This window comes from Verrucomicrobiaceae bacterium (genome assembly GCA_016713035.1).
In the GTDB taxonomy this organism is placed as follows: Bacteria; Verrucomicrobiota; Verrucomicrobiia; order Verrucomicrobiales; family Verrucomicrobiaceae; genus Prosthecobacter.
This window is the reverse complement of the sequence record JADJPW010000001.1, coordinates 338,284-356,862: the sequence shown is the minus strand read 5'-3', so window position 1 is coordinate 356,862 and position 18,579 is coordinate 338,284. Positions and strand designations below refer to the sequence as shown.

Sequence of the window (18,579 nt, the reverse complement as noted above, 5' to 3'; positions counted from 1 at the left end):
ATACTGTGGAATGTCGCAGTCACTCCAGGTCGCCACGTTTCATGTGGAGCACATTCTACCACGTATTCTGGGTGGGGTGTCGGAGGAGCAAAACCTCGCTGTCGCATGTGGACGCAATTTGCACAAATCGGATCGAACTCATGCGCTGGACCCGGAAACCGGTCTGCTAATGGAGCTGTATCACCCACGAAAGGATAATTGGGGACAGCACTTTGCCTGGCAGGGCACGACGATCATCGGGCTAACTTCTGTCGGGCGAGCTACTATTTCTGCTCTCGATCTCAATCACCCTCGTCGCCAGCGTGTGCGCACTGCTGAAGCACTCTTTGGTCTCTTCCCACCCTTCTCATGACCCACTTCTCACTCCAAAATCACGCGGCTCTGGTCACAGGTTCCTCGCAGGGCATTGGTGCCGCGATTGCGCAGGGATTAGAGGATGCGGGGGCTGCGGTGGTGCGGCATGGATTGCAGGAGATACCGAGTGCCACGGGGTATGTCCGCGCGGATTTATCCGATGCGGCGGGGCCTGATTTGCTGATTGATTCAGCCTTCGTCCTCCAGCCCGACATCGATACGCTGGTGCTGAATGCTGGCAGCTTCTTTGACACGCCTTTTCTCGATATGACAGCGGTGGAGTGGGAGAAAACGGTCACGCTGAATCTCCGCGCCACCTTCTTTCTCGCTCAAGCCTTTGCGAAAAGACGCGTGGCGTTGGGCGGTGGTGGCAGCATCGTCATTGTCAGCTCTACGAATGGATTTCAGGCAGAGGCCGACAGCGTGGCTTATGACACCAGTAAAGGCGGCCTCGTCATGATGACGCGATCACTCGCGGCCTCGCTCGCACCGCATGGCATCCGCGTGAATGGCATCGCGCCAGGGCTCATCCGCACGCCGCTGACGGGCACCTGGATGGAAAGCCGCGCAGATGATCTGCTGAAGCATTATGAGAAAAAAATCCTGCTAGGTAAAGTCGGTGCGCCACCGGATTGTGCCGGGGCGGTGGTTTTTCTCTGCTCACCAGCGGCTAGCTACATCACCGGTGAAATCATCACTATCGACGGAGGCCTCACCACGACTCAAATCGGCAAATTATGAGCGAAACGCCCTTTTCACTGCCAAATCGCGACATCTGGGTCATCGGCGGCGCAGGCTATCTGGGCCAGGAAGTGGTCAAAATACTCACACAGCTCGGCGCGACCGTTTTGTGCGCAGATCTGCCCGGAAAGGCTCAAAATGCTCCGAACGTGACCGCTGCTGATCTTGATGCGGCGGACACTGTAGCGCTCGAAAAGTTCATCGCGGATCAAATCGCTGCTCGTGGCGTGCCGCATGGCCTGGTGGTGATGACGTATGCCTCCACGGCGAAGAAATTTGATGAACTCACCGCTGCCGAGTTCGATCACGCGAACCACGGCAACCTCACCGCCACCTTCACGTTCGCCCGCGCCATCGGCAATGCCATGGCGGAGCGCGGTAGCGGCAGCCTGGTGCTCTTTTCCAGCATGTATGGCAGCGTCTCGCCTGATCCGCATATTTACCAGGCCCCGATGAACCCCAATCCTGTCGAATACGGCGTCGGCAAAGCGGGCATCCAGCAGCTCACGCGCTACCTTGCCGTTCATTACGGTAAAAGCGGCGTGCGCTGCAATGCCATTAGCCCTGGCCCTTTCCCCAATCCGACGATTCAGGTTCAACAGCCCGCCTTCATCGAAAGGCTCTCGAAAAAGGTGCCTCTGGGCCGTGTCGGTCAGTCGCCCGAAATCGCTGGAGCTGTCGCTTTTCTCCTCAGCGATGCTTCCACCTTCATCACGGGTCAAAATCTCGCCGTCGATGGTGGATGGACGGTGTGGTGAACGTATGTTTGGCATGAAAGCCCTCTTTTTTCTCCTCCTCACCCTCTCTGCCCACGCCGAAAGCCTCGTCACGCTCAATGTCGAGCCCTCCAAAGAGCATCCGCGTAACTCCGAAGGCTCCTTTGCCACGCTGGCCTCTGGTCGCGTCATCTTCATCTACTCGCAGTTCTACGGTGGCAATGCCGATGAGAGCCCCGCACGCCTCGTGCGCATCCATTCGGACGATCAAGGCCGCACCTGGAGCCCGCCTGTCACCGTGGTGGAAAACACAGGCGGTAACAATGTGATGAGCGTGTCGCTGCTGCGCCTCGCCAGTGGCAAGCTGGCCATGTTTTACTGCATCAAAAACAGTTGGATCGACTGCCGCCCGCACATGCGCCTCTCCACCGATGACGGCGAGACCTGGACCGAGCCCCAGCTCATCCAGCAAGCGCCAGGTTACTTCGTCTTAAACAACGACCGCGTCATCCAGACCAGCAAAGGCCGCCTCATCGTCCCGCTCGCCTTTCACCGCTCACGCGGCACCGATCCGCACACCAGCAAATCCTGGGACGCACGCGCCATCGCCACCTGGCTCTATTCCGATGATGAAGGCAGCACCTGGACCGAATCCTCAAGCTGGTGGGCCATGCCCGTGCGCAGTGGCAGCGGTCTGCAAGAGCCCGGCGTCGTCGAACTCGCCGATGGCAGCCTCTTCTCCTGGTCCCGCACCGATCAGGGCACGCAATACGGCTTCCGCTCCACCGATGCGGGCAAGACCTTCACCCCACCCGAACCCACCGAACTCAAATCCCCCAACGGTCCCGCCAGCATCAAGCGCCTGCCCGGCAGCAGCGACCTGCTCGCCATCTTCAACGATCACTCCGGCCAGTTCCCATTCCCGCCAAAAAGCGCAATCCCTTCGTCGCCGCCCTCTCCACCGACGGCGGCAAAACCTGGCCGCAGCGCAAACTCATCGAAAGCGACCCCGACGGTCTCTACCACTACACCGCCATCCACTTCATCGGTGATGCTATGCTCATCGGCTACTGCGCCGGCGACAGCAAAGTCGGTGCCCTCAACCGCCTCCGCATACGCCGCATCACCCTCGATTGGCTGAAGCAGCCCTGAAGACCATGCATCACTGCCTCACGAAAGTCGGCGGCAGGACCTTCAAAGTAAGTTACACGCCCAGGGTTCATCTTTTGTGAAATCTCATTGGCAGATTGGCAACAGAATGAAGGCAACTGAATGCCGCTATACTGCCAGGTAAATTTAGAAGCTTGCTACTGATTACTGATTGCGATTCCACTGGGTGAAATGGGCTCGGTGGGCCGTATGATGAGTTGTTCATGAATTGCCGCACTCTCCTCATCTTCGTCGCAGGCACGCTGGCTTGCTTGAGTCAGCTGCCTGCTGCACCGCTGAAAACGGCGCAGCTCCTTGCCGCTGGCAAAGAGCCGGTTCGCATCGTTTGCATCGGAGATAGCATCACGGGGGTCTATTATCATAGCGGTGGATTGCGTGCTTACCCGGAGATGCTGGAGATCGCTCTGAAGCAGATCCATCCGCAGGCGCTGGTGAGTGTGCGCAATGCGGGCATCAGTGGTGATACCACTGCTGGTGGCTTGAAGCGCCTGGAACGTGATGTGCTGTCGCATCGGCCGCATCTGGTCACGGTGATGTTTGGGATGAATGACCTCGTGGGCACACAGGCGGTGGCTTTTGAAAAGCATCTGCGTGAGATCATCCTGCGCTGTCGCGGCATCGGGGCGGAGGTCGTCCTCTGCACGCAGAACTCCATCTATCCGTCTGAAAAGCGCCCAGCGGCTCGGTTGGCGGAGTTTAGTCAAATAATTCGCGATGTGGCGCAGTCTGAGTCGCTGGCGGTGGCAGATTGTTTTGCGACTTTTGAGGCGGTGCATGCACGGGATACATCGGCGTGGAATCTGCTGCTGAGTGACGACATCCATCCGAACATGGCGGGGCATCGGCTCTTTGCCGAGACGATCGCGCAGACGATCACGGGCCAGAAGACATCCCTGGCTGGTGTAGGGCCGCCAGAGCCTGCGCTGCGCCACACGCGGGCTCGATTGGCGGAGGGGCGGCCCATCCATGTGCTGGCGATGCCGCCGTATGACACACTGATCACGTCGGCGATTCAGCATGCCTTTCCGCAGGCGGTCATGCAGGTCACGCCATGGCCGACGCAGGGACAGACGCTGGCGCAGATCCGTGCCTTTGCTGGTAAAGTGCGAGCGATGGCTCCTGATCTCGTGCTCATCGCCATCCCTGGTGCTGTGCCAGTGGGGAAAATGGAGGCTTTTCATGCCAATTACTCCTGGACGATGAATCTGGCGCTCAGTTTCGGGCCGCAGCAGTGGGATGTGATCGTGGTGGTGCCTTCCGCGACGAATACGCAGCTCCCCGCAGAGCAGATGGCGCATGAAAAGCTCGCTCGGCAGTTGATCCAGGCTCAAGACCTCCACATGATCGACCGCAGGGAAGGGGACAGGTCCACGACTGCTGATTTGTTGACTCACTGGCTCGCCCCTCATCTCCGATCCACCTCTCGTTAATCCATTTTTATGCGCCGTTCTAAAATCCTCGCCAAAATCCGCTCTGGGCAAGTCGCCCGTGTTTGTAGCTTGGGAAATCCGATTATGTTTTACCCGGCGGTGGCGGCGCACTTTGGCTTTGATGGTATCTGGCTGGATGCGGAGCACCGCACCTGGGAACCGCGTGAGGCAGATGCCATGCTGGCGCAGCACCATGCGGCGGACATCGACTGCCTGTATCGTCCACCGACGAAAGAGAAAAATGCGCTCTACCGCCTGCTGGAGGATGGTGCGTCTGGATTGATGATCCCGCATGTCAGCACACCGGAGGAAGCGCGGGCGCTGGTGCAGGCAGTGAAGTTTCCGCCGATGGGCGACCGTGGTTTCTGCGGTGGTGGGCGTGATGCGGACTACTGGATCGGGAAGCCTGCGGATTACACAGAGCAGGCGAATCGAGAGACGTTTCTCATGGTGCAAATCGAGACTCCGCAGGCGCTAGAAAACGTGGAAGCCATCGCGGCGGTGCCGGGAGTGGATCTGTTATTTCTGGGACCGGGTGACATCTCGCTGCGGCTGGGCTGCACACCTGCGGTGAGTGATCCGGTGATGATCGAGGTGCAGAAGAATCTGAACGCCGCGTGTGTGAAGCATGGCAAGGCCTGGGGGCGCCCTGTGGGCACGCTGGCAGATGTGCGTGCGCTGATCGCTCTGGGGGCACGCCTCGTGGCGTATGGGAGTGAATTCGGTGCGGTCCACTCTCACCTGGCGGCGTGTGCGAAAGACTTCGATACCGCTTTGTCGGAAAGCAGTGACATCGCCGCGATCCCGGCGGGGAAGACGTATTGAGTGCCGCGTGGCAGCCATCACAGTTTCCGCTCGGGCATGGCATCTGGCAGCGGCATTTCACCGCGCAGGATGCGGCCGATCTGCCCGGTTAGCCAGAGGTAGTGATCCGATGGCAGTGTGGGCTCTGTGACGAAGCCGACGGTGCCGACGGGCACTGTGGAGGCGGTTTTGAAGATCGCGGTGCCTTCGTCCAACTCATCAAACATGGCCACGTAGAGCATGCGTGAGCCTAACTGCATACGCTGCTGGGCCTGATGCCAGAGGAAGCGGCCTCCGTGGCGAGGCACTTGATCGAGCTTGGCCTCTTTGCCGCGCATCTTCATCAGATTGGCCCAACTGAAGCCTGGGAAGATCACGGGCAGGTAGTCCTTTCCACGGGCCTGGCACCATGCGGCATCGGCGGTGTGGATGCTGGTGATCATGTGCGAGGCGGATTTTTCATCGTGATAGCGACCGACGGCCCATGGACTGATGATGTCGGCCTTGCCCAGTACTTGATGGAGCCGTGCATCGGGTGCGGCATCGCGGTCGAGTGTGCGCCAGCCCCAGGGCACGCCAGCCATGACGGTGAGGCCGCCCCACTCGGGATTGTCATGGAGTAAGCGCAGCAAGGCGTGGCATTCATCGAGTGAGTAGGCGCGGTCATCGCCGAATCCGATGCCCCACACGGCCACCACGGGCTTTTTGGCATGTTTTTGATACGCAGGACTCTCTAGGACGCGTTTTTCGCGGCGCAGCCGCTTCCAGTCCTGCATGACGATGGAGTCGATCTCGCCTGCCCGCATGCCACTGAGGTCATACATGATGCAAAAAGTCCTCCCAGTGGCCTCTGCGGCTTTTTGCACGTTTTCCAGCACCGTGTCGGCATGTGCCCGTGAGCGTGGATCACGCAGTACGGAGCCAAATCGCTGCAAAAACACGCCGTCGATGCCGTGCTGCTGCATCCAGTCAAAATGCCGCCGCGTGGTCTTGGCATTGGCGGAGCTAAAAACGTGCGCGGGACTGCCATCGGCGAAAAGGAGCGGTGTGGGCACTTTTTCATCTGCATCGAGCTCGCTCACATCCGGCCAGAGGTCGATGTGGCACTGACCGGGCTTTTCAAAACCGTAATGCCGCCAGCCGAGCCCTGAGCCATCCGCTGGCGTGGAGAACCAGCCCTGATAACCGCACATCACGCTGCCTGTCAGCGTATCGGACGCTGGGAGATGTGTGGAGAGGAGAAGCAGACTCGTGAGGAAGAAATGGCGCATACTTAGCAAAACCAATGCGCATGTTTCGAGGGATGTGAAGTGCGATTCGAGTCAGTGCTTGGCTGGGAAAGCGTGGGTGGCAGAAAAAGGCTTGCCATGGGCCTCGTTCATGAGAAAACGCGGGGCTGGTTTTCTGTTTCCGCTGTTCCATGCTCGTTACGCCACTTCACTCATGACCTCACGCCGCACCTTCCTCACGACTGCCGCACTCGCAGCACCTGCTTTTCACATCTTTGGAGCGGATAAGGATAAGAAATACCGCGTCGCTCTGATCGGCTCGGGCTGGTGGGGGATGAATATTTTGCGCGAGGCTATCGCATCGAAGCGGGTGAAGGTCTGCGGCCTCTGTGATGTGCATGAGGATGTGGCATCGAACGCGGGAGATGATGTGAATGGCCTCAATGGCGACGAGCCGAAGCTCTACCAAGACTTCCGCGAGCTGTTGGCCAAGGAGAAGCCTGAGATCGTCATCATTGCCACGCCGGATCATTGGCATGCGCTGCAAACCATCGCTGCATGCAAGGCTGGGGCGCATGTGCTGGTCGAAAAACCCACTGGGCACACCATCGGCGAGAGCCAGGCGATGGTGAAAGCGGCACGCGAGGCAGGAGTCGTCGTGCAAGTAGGACTGCATCGGCGCATCGGGCCGCATCACGTCGAGGCGATGAACTTCCTGAAGTCCGGTGCCGTGGGCAAGGTGGGCATGGTGCGAGTCTTTGCGCATAGCAAAGGTGGGCTGGAGCAGCCGAAGCCGAACAGCAAGGTGCCGGAGGGCATGGACTGGGATATGTGGTGCGGCCCTGCGCCGCTACGTCCATTCAATACCAAGCTGCATCCCGGCGGCTGGCGGAACTTCCTCGATTACGCGAATGGCACCATGGGTGACTGGGGAGTGCACTGGCTCGATCAGATCCTCTGGTGGAGCGGGGAGAAGGGGCCGAAAACAGTCTTCTGCACGGGTGGGCGTGACATCGCCGGTGCCCCAGTGCTCAATGAGAAAGAGCAGACCACCGATGCGCCAGATCATCAGGTGGCGACCTTTGAGTTCGAGAACTTCACGGCGGTCTGGGAGCACCGCAAGTTCGCGGGCAATGACAGCGAGAAGCATGGCATCGGTGCCTACTTCTATGGTGAAAAAGGCGTGCTCCACATCGGCTGGCGCGATGGTTGGACCTTTCATCCTGCCAATGCGAAGGACGGCGAGAAGCACGGCAATCATCAGCTCCAGGAGCCAGATGGGCATAACATCGCTCTGCTCTGGGCGGACTTCCTCGAAGCCATCGAGACGGGCCGCAAGCCTGTCGCCGACATCGAGAGTGCGCACCGCTCCTCATGCCTGCCGATGCTGGGCATGCTCAGTTACAAAGCTGGTCGCAGCATCCGGTGGGATGCCGAAAAAGAGCAAATCATCGGCGATGCAGAGGCCGCGAAGCTGCTCCGCCGCGAGTACCGTGGTGAGTGGCAGTATCCCGTGTGACACGGCCAGCCGCAGCTACGGCAGTGTATTTAAACCTGCTAGCAAACATCAAGCGAAGCAATGTTGCCATCTCGCTCCGTCGAGATGAAGCGGAAGGCTTTCGCCAGCATGAACGATGTGCGGAGATTGTAAGCCGGTGGGTTTGCCACGCGTCCAGCTCATCTCGCGGAGCGAGATGGCTACTTTGCTGGCGCCTTTTTTGGTGCCTGTGTACGGTTTTCAAACACTGCCTGCGGTGATTTGGCAAAGCGATCATCGGTGAGGCAGCGCAGAAAGGCGATGACGCAGCGCTTATCCTCCGCCGTGAGGTGCAGGCCGCCGTCTGGATGCTTGGCGAGATTTGGATCGAGCGTGTCGGTGCGGTGCACGCCTTCGCTGTAATGATCGAGCACCTGCTCCAGCGTGGAGAAGCGGCCATCATGCATGTAGGGCGCGGTGAGGGCGATATTGCGCAGGCTGGGCGTGGCGAAGGTGCCGCGATCCAGCGCTGCACCCGTGACGCGGTGACGACCCGTATCCGCATCGGTGAAAGGGAGGCCGTTGTTGCGAAACTGGTGATCGGTGAAAAGCGGCCCGCCGTGGCAGTGAAAGCAGTCCGCGCCTAGTGTGCCGAGCCGTGGCTCACGCTCCATCATGAAAAGCTCGAACCCGCGTTGCTCATCGGCGGTGAGCTTCGTCTCGCCACGCTGCGCACGGTCGAACTTGGAGTCATGCGAGGTGAGTGTGAGCATGAAGGCCTCCAGCGCGAGCCCGATGCGCTCTGCACTGATTCCCGGCATGCCAAAGGCGGTGGCGAATTCTTGCTCGTAGCTTTTTTCATCCTGCAAGCGTGCTACGACGGCATCTAGGCTCATATCCAGCTCACGGTGATCGACGATGGGCATCAGCGCCTGCGCACGCAGGCTCGGGGCGCGGCCATCCCAGAAAAAAGCATCCTTCCACGCGAGATTGAAGAGCGGCATGGCATTGCGCTCTCCCACACGGCCCTGTACACCGATGCTGAAACGGCGCGGATCACTCAGCGCGGCCCCGGCAGCATGGCAGGAGGCGCAGGCGAGGCTGCGATCACGCGAGAAGTTCTTCTCCGCGAAGAGTCTGCGGCCCAAAGCGATGCGTGCTGGAGTGAGCGGATTATCTGCGGGCAGTTTGGGCTGAGGAAAGGAGCTGCCGTAATCCAGTTTTACGGCTGCGCTGGTCGGTGTGGCTGCTCTGGGCACCGTGGTGGCCACGGTGGCCTCTGGCGCTAGCAGGCGGAAGGCACTGCGCAGATTGTCATGCAGCTTCGTCGCGAGTGGATCGCCCGCTCGTGAGTGCGTGGTGCTGCCATCACGGGCGAAGTGGATGTTTTTCAGAATCGCTGCCACATCGAGCACGATGCGCTGCTGCGTGGTGCCTTCCTGGAGGTGTAGATCGCAGGGTATAGTGATTTGTGCGCGGAAAGCATCCCTCCCCAGGTGGTAGGCGTAGCCGCTGGACTTCCCATCGTTGCCTTTCCACATGCCCTCCAGCGCTAGAAAGATGAAGCCGCCCTGCCAGCTCCAGTGCAGGCCATTGATGCGTGGATTCAGCGGATGATCTGGCCCCCATGCGGATGGAGGGCGTGAGTCATCCTGTGCATGCGGGCCGATGTGGAAGCGCAGCGCTGTGTAAGCCCCTGCGGGCAATGCGGTGAGCTCCCAGGTATCACGCTGCGTGGCGGCATTCATCCACGCCACGGCATCGGGTCGGTGCAGCCAGGTGCCATCTGCTTTTTGCAGCGAGAGCCCACTCAGGATCATGCTCAGGCGTGTGATGCTCCACTCCTCACCAGCGGTGCTGCGTAGCCGTGTGTCATTGAGGACTAGTGGTCGATCCTGTGCCTGCGGCTCCATGATGAGGCGCAGCGTCGCCGCATGCACGGGCAGTAGCAGCATGAGGAATGCTGCTGTGGCGGTGGCGAGCGTGCGTGTGAAGCAGGTCGGTGGCATGGGAGATATCCTAGCATAACGATGCTGCGGCATTCCGCATTCGACATTCCCGCGCCTGCCCTCCATCATCCGCGCCATGATTGGCCGTCTTTTTGCCCTCGTCTTCTCACTTTCCGCTGTGCTGCATGCTGATGTGCCGCTGCCACCGGCGGTCTTGCAGCCTGCGGACGCGACCGAGGCCTGGAACATCATCCGTCTGGCCACAGCGAATACCGCCCGACTCGTGCGTGAGCGCCGCCCGCTGGAGGTAGCCACGCAGATCTCTCTATGCAGTCCCGCGCTCCGCATGCTGGCCCGCAGCCCGGTGAAGGCCGGACGGGAAGGGGATATGACCCAGCTCACCACGCGTGCCTTTGCACAGGTGAATCTGCTCGCCCGTGATGGCATGGCGGAAAATGCTGACGGATTGCCCGCAGTGCTCACTGAGTTCGAAAAGTCACTCGCGGAGCTAGCCACCTGCTTCGATACGGCTGTGGTGAAATCCGAGCTCTACACCTGCCAGATGCATCCTGAGGTGCTGGAGCGTGAAAACGGCAAAAAATGCCCCACTTGCGCCGCAACACTCTTTCCGCGCTGCATCCCGTATAGCTTCATCCATGCTCGTGCGGAGAAACCAGGCATCCAAATGGCGGTGAAGCCCGTTGCACCCGCACAGGCCGGAAAAGAGGTGAAACTGACACTCACCCTGGGCCACGCCGATGGCACGCCAGTGGAGGAATCAGCCCTCTGGCCCATGCACACGCAAAAAGTGCATCTCATCGTCACGAATGCGGATAAAAAGGAGTTCCATCACCTCGCGGTGAAGGCCGTGAGCACCGCAGGCGAGTACGTCGCCGCCTTCACACCCGCCTCCGCAGGCACCTATCGGCTCCATGCTGCCCTGACACCTGCTGGGACGGGAATCCCCGAGTATCCGGCTGCGGAGCTCCCTGTCGCAGGCGAGGCCAAGGGCGCAGTGATCCCAGAAGGTGATCAGCTGAGTGCCAGCGCAGAGGGCTTCAAATTCCAACTCAGCATCGCAGGCACCAAAGGCTACCAACTCCGCGCTGGAGAGACGCAAATGCTCCATCTCCGCGTCACGGATGCTAGCGGTCAGCCTGTGAATCGGCTGGAGCCCATCTGGCAGGCCTTTGCTCACCTCACCGCCTTTTATGTGGAAAGCGATACGCTGCTCCAGCTCCATCCCACGGGTGGTGACATCCTGCGTGAGGACTTGCGCGGAGGGCCGGCACTCGCTTTTAAGATCTATTCGCCAGAGGTCGGCACCCTGCGCCTGCATGCGCAGTTGCGCATCGACGGGAAAGACATCCGCGTGCCCTTCCAGGCACGCGTGATGCCGTGAGGTCTCCTTAAATCACGGGGCCTGCGACGTCGGCCCACTTCGCGTGGAACTCACGGAAGACGACGGGGCTGATCTCGCTGGGCTTGATCTCGCTGCGTCCGCCCCAGAACACATTCGTGTACTCGAGTGGGATGCCCACATCGGCGAGATGCTTGTCGATGGCGGCCTTGTGCGTGAGCACGGTCTCCTTGTCACTGCCGTGGATGACGCCCATGATGTTCACATTGGCAAAACGGTCTCCGCCTTCACGCCAGTAGCAGTGCGTCATGATCGGGTGGCGTCCCACTTCACCACCAGCACGCTCCTCCATGCCCTTCGGCACTTTCCAGTGAAACAGCGCATTGAAGCGCGTCACACGCTGGCCAGTGGCGCTGGGCTTCACATGTTCGAGGAAGGTGGAGAAGCGGCCGATCACGCCTTTCTCATCGAGGCGCTTCGCCACTTCGCAGAATTTCTCCAAACTCACGCCAGCAGCCTCCGCGCGGCCTTTCCATGGCTCTGGGCCGATCTCGTCGGACTGGAGGTCGCCTTTGAGATGGAGCAGCACATTCCACTCTTCTTCATCCAGCTCGGCGATGTTGGTGGTCATCATTTTGGCCGGTTCATCGGCTTTTTCGCCGGGCTCCATCGTCTTGCGCCGTACATGGCCCACGCCCAGGGCGAAGATGCCATGCGCCTGCATCGTGTAGTAGTCCTCTGCACCGATGAGGCGCTTCAGCACATCACAATGCTCATTGATGGCGCGGTCTTGTGGCACCTTCAGAGTCGTCCAGAGTCGGAAATCACTGCCACTGACCTCGCGGTCGGTGCTGCGCAGCACCACATGGCCACTGAAGGGGTCTTGCTTGAAGAGGAAATCAAAAGCGGGCTCCAGTTTATCTGCGGGCAGCTTCCAGGCGACGAGCGCTCCTTCTGCGAGCTTATTCGCCAGCAGGGTCTGCCGCACACGGCGGATCACACCTGCGGCGAGCATCGCACGGATACGCTCCACCACCGTGTCAAAAGCCACGCCGCTCTCCTGGGCGATGAACTGAAATGGATGCTGGTGAAAGCCCTTCACGCGATCTTCACTGACAGCGAGGATTTGGGCATTCAGGGGGTCGTTATGCTCGGTAGGGATGGCAGACATGCGCAGGGATTGGGTGTGATAGAAGGGGTGCCATCCTTAACGGCTCAGAATATGAACACAAGCGGCGTGAAGAGCTGCCTTTAGGGCGAATTTTGCGCTCTGGTGGCGACTCCGCTTCCGCCCCTGCGGCGAGACTCTTCACCCAAATTTCACGCAAAAACCCCTCGCAGCGTGAATCGGCATGCTACTCTCCGTGCGAACTCTCGTTCGCCATGAATACTCCCCACAGCTCCGTGCTGCTGCCTGCTTTCTTGCTGGCACTCTCCTCGTCTCTCTCTGCGGCTCCCGCTCAAAAAGAGGCCGCCCCCAAGGCCCCCGCCGCACCGCCGCCGCTCGTCGCCACGCTCAGCGTGAACCCGAAGGAGCTCGCACCGGAGTCCACCATCGAGCTCGTCTTCCCCACGCCGATGATCGCCAAGGAACGCATCGGCACTACGGAGGCACAGTCGCCGCTCATCGTCATCCCAGAGCTCCAGGGCAGCTTTGAGTGGACCAGCACCCGGAGTGGCCACTTTCACCTCGCTCAATCGCCGAAATTCGCCGCGAGCTACGACTTCCAGCTCCGCAGTGGCCTCACCGACCTCGCGGGCCGCGCTTTGTCCACCGAGCGGCTGGAGTCGCTCAACAGCGCCCGCTTTGCCATCATCGACCAGTATCCGAAATGGTTCGGTGATGAATCGCAGAACCGCTCGCCGGTCTTCCTCTTTGAGTTCAATGACAACGTCACACCGGCAGATGCCGCGAAGCACATCAAATTCATCTCGCCGGACTCTGCCGCAGGCATCGCGGCAAGTGTGCGCCACGCCACCGGCAAGGACTTCGAGCGTCGCAACGCCGAGCCGCAGCAGACCTGGGGCGAACAGATCGCCAAGGCCAAGCCTGCGCTGCAAACGGATGCGCCACGCCTCAGCGCTCTCGTCGTGGAGCCCGCGCAGTTGCTGCCCGTCGGCAAACAATGGCGTCTCGACATCGCCCAGACTCTCACCAACGCAGCAGGCCACAACACGCTCGTCAAAGGCGACAGCATCCAGCTCGGCGACATCAAACCTTTCGCCGTCTCATCGGCAGAGGCTCACACGCCCTTCGATGCACCTTACTACATCGACGTTTACACCAATAAGCAGCTCCTCCCACGTCGTGATGATGAATGGAAGCCGGAAGAGATCGCCGAAGCCGCCAAAAAGCTCCTCCCCTTCATCCAGGTCGAACCAGCGCCCGCAGGCGAAATCAAAGCCGGCATCAGCGGCGCTAGCATCACCCTCGAAGCCGCCTTCCAGGCCAATCAAAGCTACAAAGTCACCGTGCTGCCCGGACTCACCAGTGGCGATGGCATGACGCTCGCCGCTGCCGATGTGCGTGAGGTCAAATTCACCCCGAATCCGCCCTACGTCGCTGCACCGGCCTTCATCAGCGCCCAGCTCGCCAAAGGCGGCGGCAGCTTCGAGTTCAGCATGGCAAATGTCACGCAGGTGCGAGTCCGTGCGAAGCGCCTCGCGGGTGCCGAGCTGCTCCAGGCGCTGGATCGTTACCGTGCCTACCGCAACGCCTTCTGGGGCAGCGAGAAACAAAAAGCTGCCTACAAAGCGCAGCCCATCGACAGCTATCCTGGTACGCAGGTCTATGATCGCAGCTTCCCCTGCAACAAGCCCTTGGACCGCAGCGAGATCATCAGCCTCAAATGGACCGAAATGCTCGCAGGCCAGCCCACCGGCCCGCTCTTCATCGAAATGGAAGGCGTCGCCGCGAATGGCGCACCCGGCAAAGGCATCATCACGCAGTCGCTCGTGCAGTTCACCGACATCGGCCTCATGCAAAAGTGCAATGGCAAAGAAACGCTCGCCTACACCACCTCGCTGGAAACCGGCGCTGCACTGCCCGGCGTGCGCCTCACGCTCGTCGATGCGGATCTGAAGCTCCTCGGCTACGGCGACACGGATGGCAGCGGCATCGCCCGCGTGCCGGGGCCAAAGCCCGCCTTTGTCCTCGCCGAGAAAAACGGCGACGCCACTGTCATCGAGTGCGACAGCGGTGACAGCAGCCTCAGACTGCCGTGGGACATCAATCAGGCCTACGAAGACGTCTGGCAGCCGCAGCGCCGCACCTTCATCTTCGCCGACCGCCCTCTTTATAAACCCGGCGAGACCGCTCACCTCAAAGCGCACACGCGTTTGCTCATCGGTGATGATTTGAGCCTCGACACCGAGCCACGCAAAGGCCGCCTCACCGTGCGTGACCCGCGCTACCGCACCATCATCGACAAAGAAGTCACCTTCAGCCCCAGCGGTGCTTGGGCGGACGACCTCACGCTGCCCACCGGCCCGCTCGGCTCTTATCAGGTCGAGATCGAACTCAAAACCGGCAACGACAACAGCCAGATCAGCTCCGCAGGCACGCTCAGCCTCCGCGTCGATGACTACAAGCCGAACACCTTTGAGGTCAAACTCGACGCCAAAGCCACGCAGTTCGCCAAAGACCGCATCACCGTGCCTTTGAAAGCCAACTACCTCATGGGCAAAGCCATCTCCGTCGCCGAGATCGAATGGAGCGCCAACGCCGAACGCCAATACCAGCCACCCGCGAAGTTTGACGCCTACCACTTTGGCGACGCACCCACCTGGGCACACTACGGCCAGGATCGCGACTCCGACGGCGACTACGTCGATCGCGAAAAGCACGACGAAACCGAGTGGTTCGTGAATGGCGACCTCCTCATCAGCGAAGACGGCACCGCCGCACTCGAAATGCCCATGCCACCGCCCGACCGCGCCGCTTTGCCGCAGATCATCCACATCAGCGCCGAAGTCACCGACGTGAACGAGCAAACCGTCAGCACCGCCACCGACCTGCAAGTGCCCGGTGCTCTGTTCATCCTCGGCCTCAAAGGCCCCGACTCCTTCGCCAATGCAGGCAAAGCCACGCAGCTCGAAATCCTCGCCATCACACCCGAGGGCGCCGCACCCGGCACCGCCGTGAAGACCGACGTGCGAATCGAGCGTCAGCAATACCACACGCTGAAAATCGCCACCGCAGGCGGCGGCACCACCACCAAGGACCAAGTCATTCTGCAAGAGCAGTATAAGCAGAGCCACGACCTCAAACCCGCCACCGCAGGCAGCCCACCCAGCACCAGCATCGCCTTCACGCCCACGCATGGCGGCATCTACTTCCTCACCGCCGAATCCACAGACGCCGATGGCAAAAAAGTCATGTCACGCATGCCCTTCTACGTCGTCGGTGGCAATGAATTCCCCTGGGCCATGGAAGACGGCAGCCGCATGAATTTGCAGCCGGAAAAAACCAGCTACAAGCCCGGCGAAGAAGCCGTCATCGTCGTCAAAACACCCATCGCAGGCACCGCCCTCGTCACCGTCGAGCGCAACCGCGTCCATAGCCACTTCACCGCGCCCATCAGCCTGGAAAACCCCGTCGTCCGAATCCCCGTCACCGAAACCGATGCACCGAACATTTTTGTGAGCGTCATCGTCATTCGCGGCAGCGCCGCCAGCCCGAAAAAAGACAAGATGCCCGAATACCGCATCGGCGTCTGCGCTTTGAAGGTCGAAAGCCACGCCAAAGAACTCAACCTCGCCCTCACCGCCGACAAAACCGACGCACGCCCCGCTGAAACCGTCAATGTCACCACCACCGTCACCGACTCCACCGGCAAACCCGTCAGCGGAGCCGATGTCACCGTCTTCGCAGTCGATGAAGGCGTGCTCAGCCTCATGGCCTTCAAGACACCAAATCCGAAGGAAATCTTCCACGCGGAGTTCCCCCTCGCCATCGACGGCTTCACCAGCTTCGACGGCCTGCTCCCCGAAGAAGTCGCCGCCAGAGATCGCGGCAATAAAGGCTTCGTCATCGGCGGTGGTGACGCTATGGCCATGGCTCCAGGCAGCATGAAACGCGTCCGTGCCAATTTCATCACCACGCCACTTTGGCTCGCCAGCGCCATGACCGATTCGAATGGCAAAATCACCGCCAGCTTCGTCGCACCGGATAATCTGACTCGCTACCGTCTCATGGCCGTCGCCGCAGAAGGCGTGGATCGCTTCGGCAGCGGCGAAAGCGCCGTAAAGGTCAATAAGCCGCTCATGCTCGAACCCGCCGTTCCGCGCTTCGCACGCCTCGGTGACGAATTTTTGGTCAAAGCCGTGCTGCATAACACCACCAAGCATGATGGCCGCGTGGAGGTCCTTTTGGAGCTGGATGCCACTTCGAGCTTCATCGCCGAAAAACGCGACTTTGTGCCCGTTTCGCTGCAAACCGACTTCGGAGCCAATTTGAAGCAAAAAAAGGCCGTTTTGAGCCTCAAAGCAGGCCAAACAGCCGCAATGGCCTTCCCCGTCGTCTTCGACCAATTGGGCACCGCGAAGTGGAAATGGTCCGCCAAGTCCCTCGACTTCCCCCAGCCCGAAAGCGACGCCGTCGAATCCAATTTCAATGTCGAGCACCCGCTCCCCGAACTCCGCCACGTGAAGTATGCCCGCCTCAAAGGCAGCGAACTCCCCGCCAACCTCATCAGCGATGTGAACCCCGCTTTGCTCGAAGGCCAGGGCAGCGTCAACGTCAGCGTCAGCAACACCCGCCTCTACGAAACCCGCGACGCCCTCGACTACATCTTGCAGTATCCCTACGGCTGCGTCGAGCAAACCACCTCCGCCACCGTTCCGTGGCTCGCCCTTGGCAAATACGAAACCTTGTTCCCCGCCCAACTCGGCAGCGGCAAAGCCCAAAAAGCCATCCAGGCAGGTGTGGACAAAGTCCTGCAAATGACCACCGACGAAGGCGGCCTCAGCTATTGGCCCGGTGGCCAAGAAAGCAGCCTCTGGGGCAGCGCCTACGGCGGCCTCATGCTCCTCCGCGCCCGTGATCAAGGTGCCTCCGTGCCTGCTGAGACCATCAACAAACTCGTCGAATTCCTCTCCAAAAAACTGCGTGGCCTCGAAGAAGAAAAAGACCTCTACATCATCACCGACAGCGCCTTCGCCCTCTACACCCTCGCCAAAGCAGGCAAGCCCGAACCTGCTTACATGAACCTGCTCCACGCCAAGCGTGAGCGCCTGCCAGAGATCACTCGCTTGTATCTCGCTCTCGCCATGTGCCTCGCCAACAGCCCCGAGCAGCAAATTAAAGAAACCCTCGGCTGGACCCCACCCGCACCACCCGCTCCCGAGCCCAAAGTCGCGAAGAACGCCAAGAGCAAAACCAAAACGAAATCCAGGCTCGAAGCCCAAAGTCATCGCCAAACCCACCCCACCGCCCGCCCCGCCCGTCATCTGGGGCCACTGGGCAGGCAGCGGCGTCAACAAAGCCCTGCGCCTCATCGCCTACACCCACCTCGGCCTCACCACCGACGCCGAAAAGCTCGCCGTCAGCATCCTGCAGTCCCGCAACGGCAGCGGCGGCTGGGGCAACACCTACGCCAACGCCTGGACCCTCACCGCCCTCACCGCCTATGAGCGCAGCCTCAAAAAAGCCGGCGAACCCCTCGTCGCCAAAGCCATCTGGGACGCCACCAGCAGCGACCTCCTCCTCGCCGCACCCGCCGCCAGCAGCAGCGTCAACTTTGCCCTCAACGACAAACTCGCCGCCGCACCGCTGCGCATCGAAATGCCCGCCGACCGCGAAGCCTTCACCCGCATCGAAGCCCGCGCCTATCCGCCGCAGCGTGACTTCGCCGGAGAAAACAAAGGCTACGCCATCGCCCGCACCTATGAAAAACTCAACATGGACGGCAGCACCACCGGCATCGACGACCTGCACGTCGGCGACATGGTCGTCGTCACCCTCGCCATCGAAATCGGCGGTGGCGACCGCTACCTCGCCATCGACGACCCGCTTCCCGCCTGCTTTGAAGCCATCAACCCCGAATTCGCCACCATGAACGAACGCGAAGGCGGCCAGCTCCCCGACGGCACCCAGCCCTGGTTCTGCGACCACCGCGAAATCCGCAACGACCGCGCCCTCTTCTTCACCGACTACGCCCCCGCCAAAGGCAAATTCTCCCTCAAATACCTCGCGAGAGTGAACTCCGAAGGCGACGCCACCGCCCCCCCCGCGAGAATCGAAGCCATGTATCAGCCGGAGAAATACGGCCTCAGCCCCACGCAGAAAGTGCGCACGCTGCCTGCGGGTGGTGCCGTAACAGCGCAGAAGTAGTGCCGGTATGACTCGA

Annotated in this window: 12 protein-coding genes and 1 pseudogene; 10 read left to right on the top strand and 3 right to left on the bottom strand. The window is 60.6% G+C overall.

The genetic code is table 11. The features are described from left to right. The first annotated feature begins 10 nt into the window (after nt 1-10). The 6 genes and pseudogenes from IPK32_01485 to IPK32_01460 all read left to right on the top strand — a co-directional run bounded on the left by IPK32_01485 (nt 11) and on the right by IPK32_01460 (nt 5,236). A complete protein-coding gene (locus IPK32_01485; protein MBK8090690.1) occupies nt 11-352 on the top strand; it encodes an HNH endonuclease in 342 nt (113 codons plus the stop codon). After that, nucleotides 349-1,095 (top strand): SDR family oxidoreductase, encoded by a 747-nt coding sequence (locus IPK32_01480; GenBank protein ID MBK8090689.1) that lies wholly within the window; start codon nt 349-351, stop codon nt 1,093-1,095. The genes IPK32_01485 and IPK32_01480 overlap by 4 nt, the downstream gene beginning before the upstream one ends. Continuing rightward, nucleotides 1,092-1,853, top strand: coding sequence for an SDR family oxidoreductase (locus IPK32_01475; GenBank protein MBK8090688.1), 762 nt, complete (start codon nt 1,092-1,094; stop codon nt 1,851-1,853). The genes IPK32_01480 and IPK32_01475 overlap by 4 nt, the downstream gene beginning before the upstream one ends. Continuing rightward, a pseudogene (locus IPK32_01470) lies at nt 1,831-2,963 on the top strand (exo-alpha-sialidase). Before IPK32_01475 ends, IPK32_01470 begins: the two are co-directional and overlap by 23 nt. A gap of 221 nt (nt 2,964-3,184) precedes the next feature. Then, entirely contained in the window at nt 3,185-4,411 is a 1,227-nt protein-coding gene (locus IPK32_01465) for an SGNH/GDSL hydrolase family protein (GenBank protein MBK8090687.1), read from the top strand. Nucleotides 4,412-4,420: 9 nt separating this feature from the next. Continuing rightward, entirely contained in the window at nt 4,421-5,236 is an 816-nt protein-coding gene (locus IPK32_01460; GenBank protein ID MBK8090686.1) for an aldolase, read from the top strand. 17 nt (nt 5,237-5,253) lie between these two features. On the opposite strand, the gene IPK32_01455 is transcribed toward IPK32_01460, so the two are convergent. Further along, nucleotides 5,254-6,486 carry a xylosidase/arabinosidase gene (locus IPK32_01455; GenBank protein ID MBK8090685.1) on the bottom strand — a complete coding sequence of 411 codons (1,233 nt, stop codon included), beginning with the start codon at nt 6,484-6,486 and terminating at the stop codon, nt 5,254-5,256. Nucleotides 6,487-6,658: 172 nt separating this feature from the next. Here IPK32_01455 and IPK32_01450 point away from each other — a divergent pair, with 172 nt between their 5' ends. Continuing rightward, nucleotides 6,659-7,963: a Gfo/Idh/MocA family oxidoreductase gene (locus IPK32_01450; protein MBK8090684.1), complete on the top strand. Its 1,305-nt coding sequence runs from the start codon at nt 6,659-6,661 to the stop codon at nt 7,961-7,963. Nucleotides 7,964-8,142: 179 nt separating this feature from the next. Here the strand turns inward: IPK32_01450 and IPK32_01445 are convergent, their stop codons facing one another. Beyond that, entirely contained in the window at nt 8,143-9,930 is a 1,788-nt protein-coding gene (locus tag IPK32_01445; protein ID MBK8090683.1) for a cytochrome C peroxidase, read from the bottom strand. A 76-nt stretch (nt 9,931-10,006) separates the two neighbouring features. Here IPK32_01445 and IPK32_01440 point away from each other — a divergent pair, with 76 nt between their 5' ends. Beyond that, nucleotides 10,007-11,272 (top strand): hypothetical protein, encoded by a 1,266-nt coding sequence (locus IPK32_01440; GenBank protein MBK8090682.1) that lies wholly within the window; start codon nt 10,007-10,009, stop codon nt 11,270-11,272. 7 nt (nt 11,273-11,279) lie between these two features. Here IPK32_01440 and IPK32_01435 read toward each other — a convergent pair whose 3' ends face one another. After that, nucleotides 11,280-12,401: an Lrp/AsnC family transcriptional regulator gene (locus tag IPK32_01435; protein MBK8090681.1), complete on the bottom strand. Its 1,122-nt coding sequence runs from the start codon at nt 12,399-12,401 to the stop codon at nt 11,280-11,282. A 212-nt stretch (nt 12,402-12,613) separates the two neighbouring features. Here IPK32_01435 and IPK32_01430 point away from each other — a divergent pair, with 212 nt between their 5' ends. Together IPK32_01430 and IPK32_01425 are read left to right on the top strand one after the other, a co-directional pair. Further along, complete coding sequence (locus IPK32_01430) at nt 12,614-17,863, top strand: hypothetical protein (GenBank protein MBK8090680.1); 5,250 nt, start codon at nt 12,614-12,616, stop codon at nt 17,861-17,863. Nucleotides 17,864-18,014: 151 nt separating this feature from the next. Next, nucleotides 18,015-18,563 carry a hypothetical protein gene (locus tag IPK32_01425; GenBank protein MBK8090679.1) on the top strand — a complete coding sequence of 183 codons (549 nt, stop codon included), beginning with the start codon at nt 18,015-18,017 and terminating at the stop codon, nt 18,561-18,563. The last annotated feature ends 16 nt before the right edge of the window (nt 18,564-18,579 follow it).

Excerpts from the sequence above, each read along its gene's own strand:
- IPK32_01480 (MBK8090689.1), top strand. The coding sequence starts at position 349 with ATGACCCACTTCTCACTCCAAAATCACGCGGCTCTGGTCACAGGTTCC.
- IPK32_01455 (MBK8090685.1), bottom strand. The coding sequence starts at position 6,486 with ATGCGCCATTTCTTCCTCACGAGTCTGCTTCTCCTCTCCACACATCTC.
- IPK32_01445 (MBK8090683.1), bottom strand. The coding sequence starts at position 9,930 with ATGCCACCGACCTGCTTCACACGCACGCTCGCCACCGCCACAGCAGCA.
- IPK32_01485 (MBK8090690.1), top strand. The coding sequence starts at position 11 with ATGTCGCAGTCACTCCAGGTCGCCACGTTTCATGTGGAGCACATTCTA.
- IPK32_01475 (MBK8090688.1), top strand. The coding sequence starts at position 1,092 with ATGAGCGAAACGCCCTTTTCACTGCCAAATCGCGACATCTGGGTCATC.
- IPK32_01465 (MBK8090687.1), top strand. The coding sequence starts at position 3,185 with ATGAATTGCCGCACTCTCCTCATCTTCGTCGCAGGCACGCTGGCTTGC.
- IPK32_01435 (MBK8090681.1), bottom strand. The coding sequence starts at position 12,401 with ATGTCTGCCATCCCTACCGAGCATAACGACCCCCTGAATGCCCAAATC.
- IPK32_01450 (MBK8090684.1), top strand. The coding sequence starts at position 6,659 with ATGACCTCACGCCGCACCTTCCTCACGACTGCCGCACTCGCAGCACCT.
- IPK32_01430 (MBK8090680.1), top strand. The coding sequence starts at position 12,614 with ATGAATACTCCCCACAGCTCCGTGCTGCTGCCTGCTTTCTTGCTGGCA.
- IPK32_01460 (MBK8090686.1), top strand. The coding sequence starts at position 4,421 with ATGCGCCGTTCTAAAATCCTCGCCAAAATCCGCTCTGGGCAAGTCGCC.
- IPK32_01425 (MBK8090679.1), top strand. The coding sequence starts at position 18,015 with ATGCCCGCCGACCGCGAAGCCTTCACCCGCATCGAAGCCCGCGCCTAT.
- IPK32_01440 (MBK8090682.1), top strand. The coding sequence starts at position 10,007 with ATGATTGGCCGTCTTTTTGCCCTCGTCTTCTCACTTTCCGCTGTGCTG.